Origin of the sequence: Candidatus Chryseobacterium colombiense (genome assembly GCA_029203185.1) — a bacterium.
Taxonomy (GTDB): domain Bacteria; phylum Bacteroidota; class Bacteroidia; order Flavobacteriales; family Weeksellaceae; genus Chryseobacterium; species Chryseobacterium colombiense.
In genome coordinates, this window is the sequence record CP119310.1 from 1840025 (window position 1) to 1856717 (window position 16693).

Below are 16693 nucleotides of genomic sequence, written 5' to 3' on the forward strand. Positions count from 1 at the left end.
TAATGATCTATTTCAAATTTCCATTCGACGAAAAACTCTATTCGACAGACAAAGATTCAAGTGAAAACCCTATCAATTTTCATTCTTTCGACGGATTAAGGCAAATCAACTGTAACGGAAAAATTATTGAAATAAATCACGACAATTTTGATCAGACAGCAATTTCAAGTAAGGATTTAAAAGAAGATGATAACAGGTTTACGCCAGAAACCAAAGACGAATATCTGAATAAATTGGATCAGGTCATTGAAGTTATTAAAGACAACCAACTTCCCAAACTGGTCTATTCCAGAAGGAAAATCTTCACAAATTTTAATCAGATCGATCTTAAAGAAAGCTTCAAAAACCTTTGTAATGCTTATCCCAATGCCTTCAGATATATCTTGATTAATAGTGAAAATTCGTGGATGGGTGCTTTTTCAGAAGTCTTGGGGAAATTCAACAAGCAAACCCATACTTTTGAAACAATGAGCCTTGCCGGAACACTTCCAATTTCAGAAAGCTGGTCTGAAAAGGAAATTGAAGAACAAAAACCCGTTTCAAACTACATCAGAGATATTTTAAAAAACTATTCGGAAACGCTCGAAGAATCGGAAACCTATGATCATATTTCAGGAAACATCAAACATCTCAGAACAGATTTTAAAATAAAAATCCACCCAGAAGAGTTAGATACTATCATTCAGGAATTACATCCTACTCCTGCTGTTTGTGGGATACCAAAAGAGTTTTGTAAAGAAAACATTCTGAAATTGGAAAAATATCCACGCGAATTGTACGCAGGTTATATCAAAATAGAAACCGACGAAAGCATTCAGTATTTTGTTAATCTTCGTTGCTCTAAACTTTACAAAAATGCGGTCCATCTTTTTGTAGGAGGCGGAATCACCGCACAAAGCAATCCGGAAAAAGAATGGATAGAAACCGAATTGAAATCAGAAGCGGTGCTAAAAAATCTTGTGGTTTCTTAAATTCATTCTTTTAAAGATTTACCTAATAAGATTGAGATTCTTCATTTCATTCAGAATGACAAGGTTTGCTTTAATGACAATTAATAATTACAAAGAAAAAACCTCTTTCAGCTTGAAAGAGGTTTATATTTGATGGTATAATTAAAAATAATTATTTTCTTACTCCGATTTTACTCCAGGTATTCATTACAAAAAGTAATATTAATCCTATAACTCCTGCTCCGATAGAGAAAACAAACTTCAGATTATCTTCGGAAAGAAGATCTGTGTTAAAATCTATTGCATATACATTGATTCCGATAATGATAACGAAAACGATCAAAAATACTTTATAAAACTTCTGCATAATTTTTAAAAATTAATATAATTCTGCACCAATTGGGCAAAGTTTGCGGTAAATAATTTGATTGAAATCGCCAGAAGAATAATTCCAAAAACTTTCTGTAAAATAGCTAATGTTGCTTCCCCCATTTTCTTTTCCAGCCAAGTAGCAGATTTCAGCACCAAATATACGAAAATTGTATTGAGAATGATTCCAAAAATGATATTAATATCATGGAATTCAGCTTTTAAAGATAAAGTGGTCGTTAAAGTTCCCGCTCCGGCAACTAATGGAAAAGCAATAGGAACAATAGACGCCGATTTTGCTTCTGAGGTCTTATTGATTTCAATACCCAGAATCATTTCCAGGGCAATAATGAAAATAACAAACGCTCCTGCAATGGCAAATGAATTGACATCTACTCCGATAAATTTTAAGATCTTGTCTCCTACAAAAAGAAAAACAAGCATAATCCCACCAGCTGTAATAGATGCTCTCCTCGCTTCAATCTGTCCGAATTTTTGCTGCAGACTTACCACAATAGGAATAGAACCAATGATATCGATCACGGCAAAAAGTACCATAAAACAGGTAATGATTTCTTTAATAGAAAAATGTTCAAATACTTCCATTACTTTAAATTAAGAATTTCGCAAAAATATGAAAAATAATTAATTATTTGCTAATGCTGGAATATAATTTAACAATTGTATCATACAGCTCATCAATTCCCTCTTCAGATTTTACCGGCGCGTATTTTTCAATCTGAATTTTTTGGGACAGAATTCTGTATTCCTCCGCAATATTATTCCCTTTATAACTTTCTAAAAACGCCACAAAATCCTTCGAAGAACTTTGAAAATATTGATTTCTGACTTCTGAATCTAGTTCTTCCACCGTTTTGAAAAACTTGGTATAGTCATTATTTTCTTTTAGATTTTTTAAATAGTTAAAATAATCTGAAATATCTGTCTTCAGCATAGTGCGGATCTCTTCCTCCGTTTCTGCAATCGTACCCAAGGATTCCGGAGATACTGTTTTGTTAACTAAAGAACGCTTTTTTTGCCAATTTCTAAATACAAGATAAGAAACAAATAAACTCAGCAGAATAGCAATATTGATAAACAGAACATTCCAATTAAATTTATTTTTTTCTTTTACTTTAAATGAAGTTGTCTTTAATACCGGAGTATTTACCGTTTCTAAAAAGTTGTTGGTATATTCATTTACCTTTTCTACCGTAGAACGGGATTCCATGATCTGGTCATGAGACAACGATTGAACACTTAATTCCCCGACAGGAACTTCAACATATTCTTTTTTCTCAGGATCAAAAAATGAAAACTCTTCGGTTTTAATTGAAATAGCGCCCTGTTTTTTAGGAATTACAATATAATTAGCAAAAATCTCACCTTTCATTCCTACTTTTCCGGGATAAACTTTTGAAGTAATTTTTGGAGTAAAAAACTCATAATCCTGGGAGGCCTCAATACCTGGCAATTTCATATCCGTAATATTGCCTTCCCCTGAAATTTTCACCACCACATGCATTGGTTTTTCTACCTCTGTTTTTTCTGCAGTGGGGCAATAAACATCTACCTTAAAATTTCCGACAGCATTCTTAAAACTTTCGGGAGCTCCTTCAGGAAGTTTCTTTACATTAAGCTTTATTTTATTGGAAAGTATTTTATTCTTACTGGAAAGCGTATTTACAGAAGCAGAAACAGAAGGTACTTCCACATACCCCGCACGATTAGGAAAAACCATAAAAACAGCAATCACCTGTGAGGCCATACTTCCTCCCATATCAGAAGGATCAATCTCTGATCTTCTGAAGTGTACCGGATGTACGTTGATATTGTCCTGCTGAGGAAGCTGAATGTTTCTAACCTTTCTTAAATTATCAATATTTTTTGAATATACCTTTAATACCGCAATGGTAGGCTGGTCCTGATAAACTTCTCTATCCTCAATCTCCATATTCAGAAATACTTCATTCTGCGCCGCAATATGTGCAGAAGATTTTTTATCAAGATCTTTTATTACGATATCAAAAGGCTCCGTTTTGTAAATTTTGTTACTTACCGTAACCAGAACCGACCCAATTCTGATTTTCCCCTTCTTTTTGGGTTCAAGCGCCAATCGGGTAATTTTTTCTGTAATGACCGTATTGGTTAAAGGATCCACGAAACTGTTGGTTACGGATCCGCTACCTATTATTGTAAATCTGGAAAGATCCGGTAATTGAAATACAGACTGCTGTTCAAGATCTCCGCCATTAAGTTCTAAGACAATGGTGAGATTAATAATTTCTCTTCCATTATATTCAGCTTTATCAGATTCCAGAGAAAGGTTCACCTGTCCATAAGAAATTATGGAAACAAATAGGAGTAATATGTAGATAAGCTTTTGCTTCATCACCAATCTTTCTCGTTGCTTTGCGGCATCGAATAAGAATTTTTATTTAAAATTCTTCTGGCGGTTTCTTTTTCTTTTTCGCTTACTTTGTTTAATATGGCATTTTCAAGATCTTTTGGTATTTTGCCTTCATTGTTCTGGTTTTGATCAGGATTATTTCCTTCCTGATTTTTCCCTTTATTTTGCTGGCCTTTTCCCTGATCCTGTTTTTGATCTTTAGGATTTCCGTTTTGATCATCATTTTGTTTTTGGTCACCGCCGCCTCCTTTGCCTGAGTTATTCTGCTGGTTCTTCTTTTGTTGGTTTTCTTTTTCCTTCAGTTTGGCAATTTCATAGTTTTTTCTTGTTGCCTCGCTTTTTGGATTTTGTTTTAAGGATTGCTTATAATAATCTGCAGCTTTTTCGGGCTGATTCATCTGCATATAAGCATTTCCTAAATTATGTAGAGCCGCCGCCTTATCCGGAAGATTCTGAGAAAGTGCTTTTGCCTTTTCAAATTCAGCCTTTGCTTCTTCATATTTTTTGCTCTTGTATAAAGCATTTCCCAAATTATAATGAGCTGTAAAATCTTTATTATTTTGTTTTACGGCTTCCACATATTTGGAAGATGCACCCTCATAATTTTTATCGTTGAATTTTTGGTTGCCTTCATACACCAAAGTCCTGTAACTCTCCTGACCGAACAAGCAGCCTGAAAAGCTTAAGGCAAACATAAACGATAAGAAAATGATTTTAGTATTCATCAAATGCAAAATTATTCCTTTATATGTTAATAAACAGATTCTAGTTTGTTAAAATTGGGTTAAAGTATGACATAATAGCCTGTAAGCTAAACAGAAAATTAAACATTAAAATCTCTTTTAGGATTAAATATATAAATTAAAAAGAAGAATAAAATTGAAATCCCCAAAAAATATTGATAATAATGATTCGCATTTTGCGATTTTACCAACGTCTCCGAAGAGAATGATTTTTTACTCAGAAAATCAAGAATTTTATTGGGCGTTTCATTGATGTTATTTCCGTCAATATATTCTCCTCCTGTTGATTCAGCTATTTTATGAAGAGCTTCCGTTTGTCTTTTAGAGATTACCGTTTCTCCGTTCATGTTAGATTTATATCCCATTAACTGACCGAAAGAATATTCAGGAACGGGTGCTCCTTCTTCTGTTCCGATTCCTACGGTCGTCACCATAATTCCTTCTTTATTTGCCAGTCGTATGGCCGCCGCATCGTTACCTTCATTATCCTCTCCGTCGCTTAACAAAATTACTTTTCTGGCTCCTTTATTTACATTTTTAAACTTTGCAGCAGCCGCTTCCATCGCTTTCAGGAAATCCGTTCCCTGAATCTGCATGGAATTGGTTTCAATGCCATTAATATAAGTTTCCGCAGAAGAATAATCAGTTGTCAAAGGCATAATAGAAGTGGCCTCTCCCGCGAAAATCACTACACCTATTTTATCACTCTTCATTTGCTGCATGGTATTGATCATCACATTCTTCGCTTCCATTAAACGATTGGGTTCCACATCTTCCGCATTCATAGAATTAGAAACATCGAGCATGAAGATCACATTATTCAGCTTCTGTTTGGTCTGAACTTCATTGGAACCACTCAAAAGATCAATAATAGAAAAAATGAGAAACAGAGTTCCTAAAAGATATAAAGCAGGAAAAAATTTTGTAAACCCTGAACTTTTTTCAAATAACTGTTCATGAAACTGATGCTCTGCAAATGCATCTCTTCTTTTCTTTTTCCATTTAAAAAAACGGATCAGCAGTACAGCCAAAAACGGCAATAGCAACAGCAATAACAAATACCAGTAGTTTCCTAAATACCAATCCATTAGCTTAACAATTTATAAAATACCCATCTCAATAAAGCATCAAAAATCAGCATTCCCAATGCAATCCAAAGAAAAATCTTAAAATATTCTTCGTAATTATACAGTTTGGAAACCTTGATATCAGATTTTTCCAATTGATTAATCTCATCATATACTTCAGCCAATCCCGAATTCGACGTTGCTCTGAAATACTTCCCTCCCGTCATCTGCGCCACCTCTTTCAAAACCGGTTCATCAATCTTAACTTCAGTTTCTGTAAATACTAAATCTCCGAATATATCGGTCTGTGTAGGCATTAAAGCATAGCCATTGGTTCCGATTCCGATAGAGTATACTTTGATATTATTATTTTTGGCAAGCTCAGCGGCAATTTGTGGCGGCATTGCATTTTCGATTGTATTCACACCATCTGTCATAAGGATAATGATCTTACTTTTAGCCTTGCTGTTTTTAAGGTGATTGACCGCAACAGAAAGTCCTTCTCCGATCGCCGTTCCCGGTTGAAGCTCCATTGGATTCAGATTTTTCAGTTCATCTATAACAACCTGATGATCGGAAGTTACCGGTACTTTCGTAAACGCTTCTCCGGAATACGCAACTAAACCAATCCTGTCATTTGGACGTTTTTCAACAAACTTAACCGCAATATCCTTCAAAGCACTTAAACGATCCGGAGTTAAATCTTTTGCCAGCATACTTAAAGAAACATCCACAGAAAGCATAATATCGACTCCTTTCGTATCATCCCTGTCCTGAGAAATGGTAAACGTTCTTGGTCTTGCCATCGCAATAATCAAGGCAGAAAGAATGATATACTTCGATATTTTCAGTAAAAAAAGTACCGGCAGAACACCATTGTTACTGCTCATATTTTTCACGGTAGGAACTTTAATTCCTTTTCTTTTCTGCTTCCTTATATCTTTAATTAAAAGAGGAATAAACAGTAAAAAAAGAAGCAAGAACCACGGACTATAAAATTCAAAATCAAACATCCTTTCTCAAGTTTTCAAATTCCAAATCCTTTGATGAGCGCTTTACAAATTCTCTGATATTTGCAAAATCTTTTTCCATGGCTTCCTGATCCGGAAAGGTTTTAGCAAATTTCACCAGATCTCCGCGCAAGAAGACCTCTTCCACTACTTTTTCGTTTTCCTGAGAAATGGTATTATTTTTTTTCATCAAATCAATTAAATCATCTGTCAATAACACATCTGCGGGCAAATGATATTGTCTGGAAATAAATTTTCTGGAAATATCGATCAGTTCTACATAGAATGAGCGGTAGTCTCCACTTTCCACATATTTTTTCTTCTTTAAGGAATCCAACTCTTTCAAAGTCTGATTGGTTGCTACTACAGGAGAATCTTTAGCTTTCCTTCCCCATTTAATAAACATAATGATCGCAATAATTAAGGCTATCACTGAAAGAGCGGCTAAAATATACCATTTATAAAGTTCCCAATAATCTTTTACTTCCAGATTTACCCCTTTATTGTTCATAATATCATTAATCTGATCGCCTTTTTTTGCCGTATTAATGACATCTATTTCATAGGGAATTGTTTTTAAAACCTTTCCATCCACTTTGAATTCCAGTTCGGGAATTTTAAAAGTTCCTTCTTCAAATACCGCAAATTCAATTCTCCGGTAATAAATATCCTTAGTCTGGGCAATACTGTCTTTTACTTCTTCAAAATGAAAAGGCAGAAGCTCATTTTCAGGAGCGGCAGAAACTTTTTTATCGTGTAGATTATTAATGGTGATCACAATATGATTGAGTTCTCCCAAAGCAATGGTTTTCTTCTCAACGCTGGAAGAAAGGATCTGCGAAAAAGCATTCGCACAGATCAAAAAACAAAATATGAATAGTAGTTTTTTCAATTTTATCTTTAAATTTTAAAATCACACTTGTCATTCTGACAAAGGAAGAATCTAAATATTAATATTCTTACTTTTTCAAATAAACTTAGCATTTAAAAACATGCCGTTAAGTTCAAATTGAGAAATTCTTCATTTCGCTTACGCTGCATTCAGAATGACAGAAGAAGCTTTATTTTTATTTCTTCTGAAAATAGTTATACAATAACTTTGAGTAATCGGAGCCTGTATTAATATTCATAAAACTCGCTGAACTATTGGCAAAATCCTCTTCTAAAGCTCTCAACTTCTGTTTCTGGGCTTCTGCAAAAGTATATCTCCACCTTGCACTGGAAGTATTTGCCCAGATTTGCTTTCCAGTTTCCGCATCATACAATAAAGTATAGCCGACATCAGGAATTTCATTGTCTTTTTCATCAAAAATCCTCATTCCCAGCAACTGATGCTTTTTTGAAGCCACTCTCAGCATTTTGGAATCATATTCATCTTCAAAATCCGAGAAGAGAAATACCAGAGATTTTCTCTTGAAAATTCCCATCATATATTCCATGGCCTTATCAATTCTTGACACTGCAGGAACATAATCTGCCGTGAGAATATTACTGATAATTGAAAGAATATGTTTTCTCCCCTTTTGCGGAGGAATTACCTTATATACTTTATCTGCAAATAAAATCAAACCTACCTTATCATTATTCCCTGCAGCAGAAAAGCCTAAACTTGCTGCAATTTCTGCAACATATTCTCTTTTCAGCTGAGTTTTTGTTCCGTAATCCATGGAAGCAGAAATATCTACGAGTAGCATCATCGTCAATTCCCTTTCCTCTTCCATCACTTTCACGAATGGTTCACGGAAACGTGCTGTTTTATTCCAGTCAATTCTTCTGATCTCATCGCCAAACTGATACGGACGGACTTCCGAGAAGGTCATTCCCTGCCCTTTAAAAGCACTGTGATATTGTCCCATCAAAGTAGCTTCCGTCTTCTTTCGGGTACGGATTTCTATTTGCTTGACTTTTTTTACAATATCTTTTATCTGCATAAATTAATTTTAATGTTGAGGTTGAGATTAAGTTTGAGAAACTCATCAATTTTCAACTTATTTAAATTCTATAGAAACATTAAACCATTCATCATCAAATTTCGGGCTGTATTTTTTATAGAAATTAATCGCCGGTTCGTTCCAGTTCAACACCTGAAAAACCATTCCGTTGTATTGATTGGATTTTCCGTGTTCCATCGTTGCTTCAAATAATTTCTTCCCGATTTGTTTTCCTCTCAGCTTTTCCGTCACCACCAAATCCTCAAGATATAGTCTTCTTCCTTTCCATGTTGAATATCTGTCATAATACAAAGAGATTCCAACAATTTCTCCATTATATTCAGCCACAAAAGCTCCCCAAACCGAGGATTTCCCAAATCCGTCTTCAATAAATTGCTCTAAAGTCAAAGTTACTTCATGCAACGCCTTTTCATAATCGGCCAGTTCTTTAATTAATTCCAACATCGGAGCACAATCTTCCTGAACTGCCTTTCTAATCATTACTTCATTCATTACGGAGCCTGTATTTTAGCTAAAATTCTATTAATAATTTCTTCTGTGGATATTTCTTCAGCTTCAGCTTCGAAAGTCAAACCAATTCTGTGTCTCAACACATCTTTTGCCAGTTCTTTTACATCTTCAGGAATGACAAATGCTCTTCCTTTTAAAAATGCATAAGCTCTTGATGCTATTGCTAAATTGATTGACGCTCTTGGTGAAGCTCCAAAACCGATGTAATTTTTCAATTCTGCAAGACCATAATTTTCCGGGAAACGGGTGGCAAAAACCATATCCAGAATATATTTTTCAATCTTTTCGTCAAGATAAATCTGATTGATCAGCTCTTTTGCATCTACAATATCCTGTAAAGAAATAACCGGTTTTACCGTGGGTTGATGCGAGGTTGAAACCATTCTCATCACGGTTCTTTCATCTTCAAATTTCGGATAATCAATCGTACATTTCAACATGAAACGGTCGCTTTGAGCTTCCGGTAAAAGATAAGTACCTTCCTGATCGATCGGGTTCTGCGTCGCCAGTACCAGAAAAGGTTTTGGAAGCTTCATGGTTTCGTCACCAATGGTTACCTGCTTTTCCTGCATTACCTCTAATAAAGCCGACTGTACTTTTGCCGGAGCACGGTTGATCTCATCCGCCAATACGAAGTTCGCAAAAACAGGCCCTTTTTTTATTGAAAAATCATTGTCTTTAATATTATAAATCATTGTTCCGACAACATCTGCAGGCAATAAATCCGGGGTAAACTGAATTCTTGAAAAATCACCATGAACAGCATCTGCCAAGGTTTTGATTGCCAGTGTTTTTGCCAAACCCGGAACTCCTTCCAAAAGAACGTGACCATTCCCCAGAAGTCCGACTAAAAGACGGTCTATCATATATTCCTGGCCGATAATCACTTTATTGATTTCCTGTCTCAGAAGAGAAAATAAGTAGTTTTTTTCTTTTACTTTTTCCGTCAGCTGGCGGATGTCTTCTGCTTGATACGTATCTGACATAATTTAATTTAAAATAATTGGTAAATTTCTAATAAATACTTGCATTAATCAACACAATGGATGCCATTTTTGAGTTAAAGTTTGTTAAATATTCCGGCAATAATGCGAGATTCAAAATAGTTGAAACCTTAAAACTCAATGCGATTATTTTATTTTTTCATAAAAATATATAAATTTTGCTTCAATCTGCCGTTCAAAAATTGTCATTTCCAGTTTATTAAACTATTTTTGGTGATTAAAATTTTTGCAAAATGAATTATCATTTTCAAGCTCACAGACAAGTAAGAAAAAACCTTCTAGAAATCCTTCAAAACACTTCTCACGAAGATCTTTTGCTGATTCCTGACGGCTTCAACAATAACATATACTGGAACATTGCCCACACCGTTGCCACACAGCAACTTTTGCATTACTATTTAAGCGGAAACCCTTTCAGAATAGACAAATACTGGATCGAAACCTACAAAAAAGGGACTTTACCTAATTTCGATGTTCAGAAATCGGAAGTGGAAGATTTGGAGTTTTTACTGACTGAAACTTCAAAAATTTTAATGAAAGATTATGACAGTGATTTCTTTTCGGATTACACGCCTTATACGACAAGTTTTGGGATGGATTTGAAAAGCATTCAGGATGCCATTATTTTCAACAATATGCATGAAAGCCTGCATTACGGCTATGTGATGTCTCAGAAAAGAGCAATTTTAGGAGAAAAAGGAAGATAGTTAAATGTGAATTTTGCTTCGCAAGTTAATAGTGAACTATGAATTTTTAGCTAAAAATTGACTTACAAAGTAACATTGACATTTGACAATTCACTATTTAAAATAATAAGATGACAGATAAAAAAGATGATTTTATTTTCGGGCTACGTCCCGTAATTGAAGCAATTGAAGCGGGAAAAACGATTGACAAGGTCTTCGTGCAAAATGCTTTGCAAGGACCCATTTATGCTGAATTAAAAGCAATTTTAGCCAAAAATAAAATCCGTCCCAACTATGTGCCGGTTGAAAAACTGAACCGTTTTACAAGAAAAAATCACCAAGGTGTAGTTGCCTTTATTTCGGATGTCCCGTTTCATAAAATCGAAGATATTGTTCCTCAGCTATTTGAAGAAGGGAAAACTCCGTTTTTATTAATCCTTGACCGATTAACAGATGTGAGAAACTTCGGGGCAATATGCAGAACTGCAGAATGTGTAGGCGTTGATGCTGTAATTATTCCGGAAAAAGGAGCAGCTCCTATTAATTCAGATGCAATAAAAACTTCTGCAGGAGCACTTTACAACGTAAAAATCTGTAAAGAACCGAATTTAGCACATGTTGTAGATTTCCTTCAGCAAAGCGGAATTTCCGTATATGCCGCAAGTGAAAAAGCTCAAAAGCTGATCTATGATGTAGATTTCAAAGAACCTTGTGCGGTTGTAATGGGGAATGAGGAAACAGGAATTTCTAAAGAAGTACTTCATCATGCAGATGAAAAAATAAAGCTACCGATTGAAGGAAAAACACAGTCTCTGAATGTTTCTGTTGCGTGTGGAGCTATTTTATATGAAGCGGTAAGGCAGAAAATGGCTGCAATTCCAAATTTATAATCTATGAAAATTCAATTTCTTTTGCCATTATGTTTTGCAGTGTTCACTTGTAATGCTCAAACGAAGGAAATTCCTACAGACAATCCTCTGAAAACTGAACTTGATCAGTTAGTTCAAAAGGAAGCTTCTGTTTATATGCAGGATCCGGCCCGTGTTGGGATTTCTATAGGAATTTTTAGAGATGGTAAAAGTTATTTTTATAATTACGGAACAACAGAATTAGGAAAGTCACAACTTCCGACTTCCAAAAGTATTTACGAGATTGCCTCCATCACCAAAACTTTTACAGGAACACTTTTAGCCCATGCTTTAGTGGATGGTAAAATTAAATTGGATGATGATATCCGAAAGTATTTAACCGGAAATTATCCCAATCTTGAGTTTGAAAAGCATCCGATAACGATTGCTAATCTTACCAATCATTCTTCGGGATTGCCGCAGTTTTTACCGGATCAGTCCGAAACATTTAAGAAGCCTATGGATTCTGTAGCTTTGATATTATCCGATTTTTATAAAAATTATTCCAAAAAGAAATTTTATGAAGATCTTCATGAGGCAAAAGTAGCTTTTGTGCCGGGAACGGATTATAAATATTCAAATGCAGGAACGCAGATTGCAGGTGATATTCTTGAAAAAGTATATCATAAAAGCTATGAGAATATCCTGTCAGAATATATTACGAAGCCTTTAAAAATGAATCAGACCATAGTTGGTACAGATTCTGCAAAGCTTTTGACCGGCTATAATGAAAAAGGAAAGGTAATGCCCAGAAATATGACCACCATTATTGCACCGGCAGGCGGAATTCTCTCTACAACGGAAGATCTGGTGAAATACATGCAATATCAACTTAATGAAAATGATCAGTATGTAAAAGCTTCCCATACTCCGGTGGTAAAAAGTGAAGGTGATCAAATAGGATTATATTGGAGAATTCATACGTATGATGACGGAACTAAAACCATTTTTCATACAGGAGGAACTTTTGGTTTTTCGAGTGTGCTCCAAATCTATCCTTCAAAAAATATGGGTGTAGTCGTCCTTTCTAATGAATCCGACGGAGAGTCTCAAGGAAAACTGCAGGATATTGCAGACAGTATATTAAGAAATAGTAGTAAAAAATAAAATTAAAAAATTCAAATGAAGAATATTGCGGCGCTTGCGCTAGTTTCAACGATAGCATTGGTTTCTTGTAATAAAAAAGAAACGGCAAAAATTACAAAAGTAGATCCTAAAACAGGAAAAACAGTAACGGTAGAAGTTCCGGCAGATTCTGTTGTAAAAGTAGAGGCAAATCCTGCTATTAAAGACTCATTGGGAATCTTCAAACAGTCTTTTAAATTGGAAAAAGGAAAAACATATCCGCTTACCACTTACCAAAGAGATGTAAAAACCATGACCGATCCGCAAGGAAAGTCGATCACTGCAACCAGCGAGTCTACCGATGAGATGAATTTTGTAGTGAATGACCTCAAAGGAAATGTATATGATCTGACACTCAATCTTGTTGCCAAAAGAAATTCTCAGTCGGCTCAAGGTAAAACACTTGTTGTAGATACCAAACTTCCGGAACCTAAAGAGGAAGATCTTAAGATGCTTTGGATCGTTAACAGAGCCCTTACCAGCAATAAGCTGAATGTAAAAATGGATACTAAAGGGAATGTGATCTCAATTACAGGCTTTGACCCTATCTACACAAAAGTTGCTAATGCAGTGGGAGCTCTTGTAAAAGATCCAGCTCAGAAAGCAGGAGTAACAGCCAACTTGAAAGAAAGCTTCAATGAAAAAATATTGAAAGACCAACTTTCAAAAAACCTGACACTTATTCCTAAAAAAGGAGTAAAAATAGGAGAAAAATGGACAAACAGTGAAAACGCAGATCCTAACGGAAAAATAAAAGTAACGTCTAACTACACTTTAAAAAGTGCAGGAAATGGTATCGTAGAAGTTTCTATTTCAGGAGGAATTCCTAAAAAAACTGAAAAACAGGCACAAGGCCCTGTTACACACAGCATGAGCAGCGAGCTTGTTCAAAACGGAACCATTAAGTTTGACCAAAATACAGGATGGATTACCAACCAGAACATCAATGTAAAAACATCACAGATTGAAACCATTTCAGACGGGAAACAATCTCAGTCTATGAAAAGTATTTCAAACTCTTCTGTTATGGTAAACCCTTCCGGTAAATAAGAAAAGAAAAAGTTTAAGGGAAGTGATTTTTAAATCATGAACTTTAAACTTTGAACAAAAATCAAAAATTATGAAGTACATTCTTGAGTTAGTACTCTCTGCTATTATTATTTTCTTTGTCTGGAATATTCTGAAAAGAATTTTCTTTAAAACTTTTTACAGTTACAGATTTAACAACAATAATGGCTCAAACAACAAACAGCAGGACATTCATAGTTCACAAAAAGGAAAACAGAATCTTAACTGGGATGCAGAAACCGTAGATTTTGAAGAGGTAAAAGAGAGCAAAGATAAAAGGTAACAATTCCGAAAAATAAAAGATAATAACCATCAATATGGCGAAAAATAAAAACTTAATTTATATTGCAATTTCATTAGTTGTATTTATAGTTTTAGCATTTTTATATTCTACTCCTGTTTTCACGGGAAAACAGCTTTTCCAGCATGACATTGTACAGTACAGAGGAGGTGCAAAAGAACTTTTGGACTACAGAGCTGATACAGGAAACGAAACCTATTGGAGCGACTCTATGTTCGGAGGAATGCCTACTTACCAGATGGGAAGCAGATTTAATGGTGATATTATTAAGAAAATTGACAGCTATCTGAACATTCTTCCAAGACCTGTCAATTATATCTTCTTACTTTTTTCAGGATTTTTCCTTTTAGGAATGGTAGTAGTCAGAAACTGGAAATATGCTCTTCTGGGCGCTACATTTTTTGGGCTTTCCACCTATTTTTATATTGCCATTGCGGCAGGGCACAACGGTAAGATCAATACACTTGAGTATTTTGCACCGCTTTTAGCTGGGATTTTACTTGTTTATATGCGGAAACAATACATTTGGGGATTCATTGTCACAACCCTTTTCATGGGGCTTCAGATTGCAGCGAACCATCCGCAGATGACCTATTACCTGTTTATTGCATTAGGCTTTTTATTTATTTCTGAAATTGTAAGAGTCATCCAAAAGAAAACAGAAGTAAAACACTTCCTGATCTCTTCAGGAATCATTGCAGCATCATGCTTAATCGGTGTTGGAATGAATTCCCAAAGAATCATGGCCAACTCCGAATACATCAAAGAAACCGTACGTGGAAAGCAGATCTTAACCAACGACAGTCATACCGGAGGAAACTCAGGGATGGATAAAGAAAGTATGCTGATGTGGAGCTACGGAAAACTGGAAACCTTAAACCTTTTCATTCCAAGATTGATGGGAGGCGGAAGTCAGGAGCCGGAAGGAAAAGAAATGATGGCAAAAATTCAGGAGCTGGTTCAGCAGAATGTAGAATCCCAAACCGAGTACGACAGAATTTCCAAAGGATTCGGAAGTCTTACGTATTGGGGAGACCAACCGGGAACTTCCGGACCTGCTTATCAGGGAGCGATTGTCTGTTTCTTAGCTGTTTTAGGATTCTTCTTTGCCTCTAAAAAATACCGTTACTGGATTTTAGGAGCTTCCATTCTTACCATCTTTTTAGCTTGGGGAAGCAACTTCATGGCCCTTTCAGACTTCTTTATAGATTTTGTTCCGTTTTATAATAAATTCAGGGCTCCGTCATCTATTTTAGTAGTAGTTGAATTACTATTCCCGTTAATTGCAATTATCGGACTGTACAGATTCTTTACAGATGAAAAGCTGACAGAAGAATATAAACAGAAAATTCTTACGTATGTAGGCGGAGGAACATTAGGTTTGATCTTAATTCTTCTTGTTTTTGGAAAATCTTTATTAGGGTTCCATACAGATAATGAGCAGGCATATTTACCTCCATTCCTGTTGGATTATCTTACAGAAGAGCGATTTAAGCTATTCAGAATAGACGCTATCAAAGCATTTATTTATGTTGCGATTACTATTATTCTTTTATTCTTATGTTTAAAGAAAAAATTAAATCAGAATATAGCTTTAATTATTATTGGTGCGGTAAGTTTATTCGATCTATGGTCAGTTAACAAACGGTATTTAAACGATGATAACTATGTAGACAAGATTTTTGCCGAGAATCCTTTCCAGACTGAAAGTTCAGATCTTCTGGCTGAAAAAGTTCAGGGTAATCCTAATCTGGAATCTATTATAGCCAATGTAAATGTCAATAAGACGTTGGAAACCATTGCCGAAAAAGACAAAACACACTACAGAATTTTCAATAATATTTTAGGAACATTCAGCGAGACTAACACTTCATATTTCAAATCTTCAATTGGAGGCTATCACGCTGTAAAACTGAGAAGATATGATGACGTCATCAACGAATACTTCCAGGTAATGGATTCTGTAAAAGTTCCGAATATCCTGAACCTTTTAAATGCAAAATATTGGGTAGTCGGAGGACCAGAACAGCCTCAAGCAGTTCCAAATCCAACTGCAAATGGAAATGCATGGTTTGTAAGTGATTTAAAATTTGTAAATACCCCGAATGAAGAAATTAAGTCTATCGGAGTTATTAATAACAAGAAAACAGCGGTAATTGCTTCTTCTGATAAAGAATATTTCAGTAACAAACCCGTTCAGGCAGATTCTACTGCAACGATCAGCTTAACCGGATATCAGCCGAATGAGCTTGAATTCAAATCAAAATCAAAAACTCCTCAGTTAGCCGTATTCTCTGAGATCTACTATCCTCATGGATGGAAAATGTTTGTGGACGAAAAAGAAGTTCCTTACATCAAAGCAGATTATCTGCTTCGTGCAGTTCACGTTCCTGCAGGAAATCATAATATAAGAATGATCTTCGAGCCGGAAGTTATTGAAAAAGGAAAATGGATCTCTCTTCTTTGTTTCGGTCTATTTATCATATTAAGCGGATTTGGAATTTTTCTTTTAAATAAAAAGAAGAAGGAAATCGTTATTAAAGAAGCATAAATTACACTCTGTCATTCTGAATGAAGCAAGCCGTAGTGA

At 35.2% G+C, this 16693-nt stretch carries 17 protein-coding genes; 7 read left to right on the top strand and 10 right to left on the bottom strand.

Annotation, left to right across the window (positions count from 1 at the left end; all coding sequences use genetic code 11):
* Positions 1-2: 2 nt before the first annotated feature.
* A complete protein-coding gene (locus tag P0Y62_08130) occupies positions 3-971 on the top strand; it encodes a chorismate-binding protein (GenBank protein WEK71522.1) in 969 nt (322 codons plus the stop codon).
* A gap of 151 nt (positions 972-1122) precedes the next feature.
* Here the strand turns inward: P0Y62_08130 and P0Y62_08135 are convergent, their stop codons facing one another.
* The 10 genes from P0Y62_08135 to P0Y62_08180 all read right to left on the bottom strand — a co-directional run bounded on the left by P0Y62_08135 (position 1123) and on the right by P0Y62_08180 (position 9997).
* Positions 1123-1317: a hypothetical protein gene (locus P0Y62_08135; protein WEK71523.1), complete on the bottom strand. Its 195-nt coding sequence runs from the start codon at positions 1315-1317 to the stop codon at positions 1123-1125.
* Positions 1318-1322: 5 nt separating this feature from the next.
* Entirely contained in the window at positions 1323-1925 is a 603-nt protein-coding gene (locus P0Y62_08140) for a MarC family protein (protein ID WEK71524.1), read from the bottom strand.
* 43 nt (positions 1926-1968) lie between these two features.
* The gene (locus tag P0Y62_08145; GenBank protein ID WEK71525.1) at positions 1969-3711 is read right to left on the bottom strand and encodes a BatD family protein; all 1743 of its coding nucleotides are present in this window, start codon (positions 3709-3711) and stop codon (positions 1969-1971) included.
* Positions 3711-4454: a tetratricopeptide repeat protein gene (locus P0Y62_08150; protein WEK71526.1), complete on the bottom strand. Its 744-nt coding sequence runs from the start codon at positions 4452-4454 to the stop codon at positions 3711-3713. The genes P0Y62_08145 and P0Y62_08150 overlap by 1 nt, the downstream gene beginning before the upstream one ends.
* A 98-nt stretch (positions 4455-4552) precedes the next feature.
* Positions 4553-5560: a VWA domain-containing protein gene (locus P0Y62_08155; GenBank protein WEK71527.1), complete on the bottom strand. Its 1008-nt coding sequence runs from the start codon at positions 5558-5560 to the stop codon at positions 4553-4555.
* The gene (locus P0Y62_08160; GenBank protein ID WEK71528.1) at positions 5560-6552 is read right to left on the bottom strand and encodes a VWA domain-containing protein; all 993 of its coding nucleotides are present in this window, start codon (positions 6550-6552) and stop codon (positions 5560-5562) included. Before P0Y62_08160 ends, P0Y62_08155 begins: the two co-directional genes overlap by 1 nt.
* Positions 6545-7447, bottom strand: coding sequence for a BatD family protein (locus P0Y62_08165; GenBank protein ID WEK71786.1), 903 nt, complete (start codon positions 7445-7447; stop codon positions 6545-6547). Before P0Y62_08165 ends, P0Y62_08160 begins: the two co-directional genes overlap by 8 nt.
* A gap of 169 nt (positions 7448-7616) precedes the next feature.
* On the bottom strand, positions 7617-8480 hold the full coding sequence (locus tag P0Y62_08170; protein WEK71529.1) for a DUF58 domain-containing protein: 864 nt from the start codon (positions 8478-8480) through the stop codon (positions 7617-7619).
* A 57-nt stretch (positions 8481-8537) separates the two neighbouring features.
* The gene (locus tag P0Y62_08175; GenBank protein WEK71530.1) at positions 8538-8993 is read right to left on the bottom strand and encodes a GNAT family N-acetyltransferase; all 456 of its coding nucleotides are present in this window, start codon (positions 8991-8993) and stop codon (positions 8538-8540) included.
* Positions 8993-9997, bottom strand: coding sequence for a MoxR family ATPase (locus tag P0Y62_08180; GenBank protein WEK71531.1), 1005 nt, complete (start codon positions 9995-9997; stop codon positions 8993-8995). The genes P0Y62_08175 and P0Y62_08180 overlap by 1 nt, the downstream gene beginning before the upstream one ends.
* 251 nt (positions 9998-10248) lie before the next feature.
* Between P0Y62_08180 and P0Y62_08185 the strand changes: the two genes are divergently transcribed.
* From P0Y62_08185 to P0Y62_08210, 6 genes are all read left to right on the top strand, one after another.
* On the top strand, positions 10249-10722 hold the full coding sequence (locus P0Y62_08185) for a DinB family protein (GenBank protein ID WEK71532.1): 474 nt from the start codon (positions 10249-10251) through the stop codon (positions 10720-10722).
* Positions 10723-10832: 110 nt separating this feature from the next.
* Positions 10833-11591 (top strand): 23S rRNA (guanosine(2251)-2'-O)-methyltransferase RlmB, encoded by a 759-nt coding sequence (rlmB, locus tag P0Y62_08190; protein WEK71533.1) that lies wholly within the window; start codon positions 10833-10835, stop codon positions 11589-11591.
* Between the two features lie 3 nt (positions 11592-11594).
* Positions 11595-12716 carry a serine hydrolase gene (locus P0Y62_08195; GenBank protein ID WEK71534.1) on the top strand — a complete coding sequence of 374 codons (1122 nt, stop codon included), beginning with the start codon at positions 11595-11597 and terminating at the stop codon, positions 12714-12716.
* 15 nt (positions 12717-12731) lie between these two features.
* Complete coding sequence (locus P0Y62_08200) at positions 12732-13784, top strand: DUF6263 family protein (GenBank protein WEK71535.1); 1053 nt, start codon at positions 12732-12734, stop codon at positions 13782-13784.
* Positions 13785-13854: 70 nt separating this feature from the next.
* Positions 13855-14085 (top strand): hypothetical protein, encoded by a 231-nt coding sequence (locus P0Y62_08205; protein ID WEK71536.1) that lies wholly within the window; start codon positions 13855-13857, stop codon positions 14083-14085.
* A gap of 34 nt (positions 14086-14119) precedes the next feature.
* A complete protein-coding gene (locus tag P0Y62_08210; GenBank protein ID WEK71537.1) occupies positions 14120-16654 on the top strand; it encodes a hypothetical protein in 2535 nt (844 codons plus the stop codon).
* Positions 16655-16693: the final 39 nt, after the last annotated feature.

Coding starts and splice junctions, on each gene's coding strand:
- P0Y62_08130 (WEK71522.1), top strand. CDS start 3: ATGATCTATTTCAAATTTCCATTCGACGAAAAACTCTATTCGACAGAC.
- P0Y62_08135 (WEK71523.1), bottom strand. CDS start 1,317: ATGCAGAAGTTTTATAAAGTATTTTTGATCGTTTTCGTTATCATTATC.
- P0Y62_08140 (WEK71524.1), bottom strand. CDS start 1,925: ATGGAAGTATTTGAACATTTTTCTATTAAAGAAATCATTACCTGTTTT.
- P0Y62_08145 (WEK71525.1), bottom strand. CDS start 3,711: ATGAAGCAAAAGCTTATCTACATATTACTCCTATTTGTTTCCATAATT.
- P0Y62_08150 (WEK71526.1), bottom strand. CDS start 4,454: ATGAATACTAAAATCATTTTCTTATCGTTTATGTTTGCCTTAAGCTTT.
- P0Y62_08155 (WEK71527.1), bottom strand. CDS start 5,560: ATGGATTGGTATTTAGGAAACTACTGGTATTTGTTATTGCTGTTGCTA.
- P0Y62_08160 (WEK71528.1), bottom strand. CDS start 6,552: ATGTTTGATTTTGAATTTTATAGTCCGTGGTTCTTGCTTCTTTTTTTA.
- P0Y62_08170 (WEK71529.1), bottom strand. CDS start 8,480: ATGCAGATAAAAGATATTGTAAAAAAAGTCAAGCAAATAGAAATCCGT.
- P0Y62_08175 (WEK71530.1), bottom strand. CDS start 8,993: ATGAATGAAGTAATGATTAGAAAGGCAGTTCAGGAAGATTGTGCTCCG.
- P0Y62_08180 (WEK71531.1), bottom strand. CDS start 9,997: ATGTCAGATACGTATCAAGCAGAAGACATCCGCCAGCTGACGGAAAAA.
- P0Y62_08185 (WEK71532.1), top strand. CDS start 10,249: ATGAATTATCATTTTCAAGCTCACAGACAAGTAAGAAAAAACCTTCTA.
- rlmB (WEK71533.1), top strand. CDS start 10,833: ATGACAGATAAAAAAGATGATTTTATTTTCGGGCTACGTCCCGTAATT.
- P0Y62_08195 (WEK71534.1), top strand. CDS start 11,595: ATGAAAATTCAATTTCTTTTGCCATTATGTTTTGCAGTGTTCACTTGT.
- P0Y62_08200 (WEK71535.1), top strand. CDS start 12,732: ATGAAGAATATTGCGGCGCTTGCGCTAGTTTCAACGATAGCATTGGTT.
- P0Y62_08205 (WEK71536.1), top strand. CDS start 13,855: ATGAAGTACATTCTTGAGTTAGTACTCTCTGCTATTATTATTTTCTTT.
- P0Y62_08210 (WEK71537.1), top strand. CDS start 14,120: ATGGCGAAAAATAAAAACTTAATTTATATTGCAATTTCATTAGTTGTA.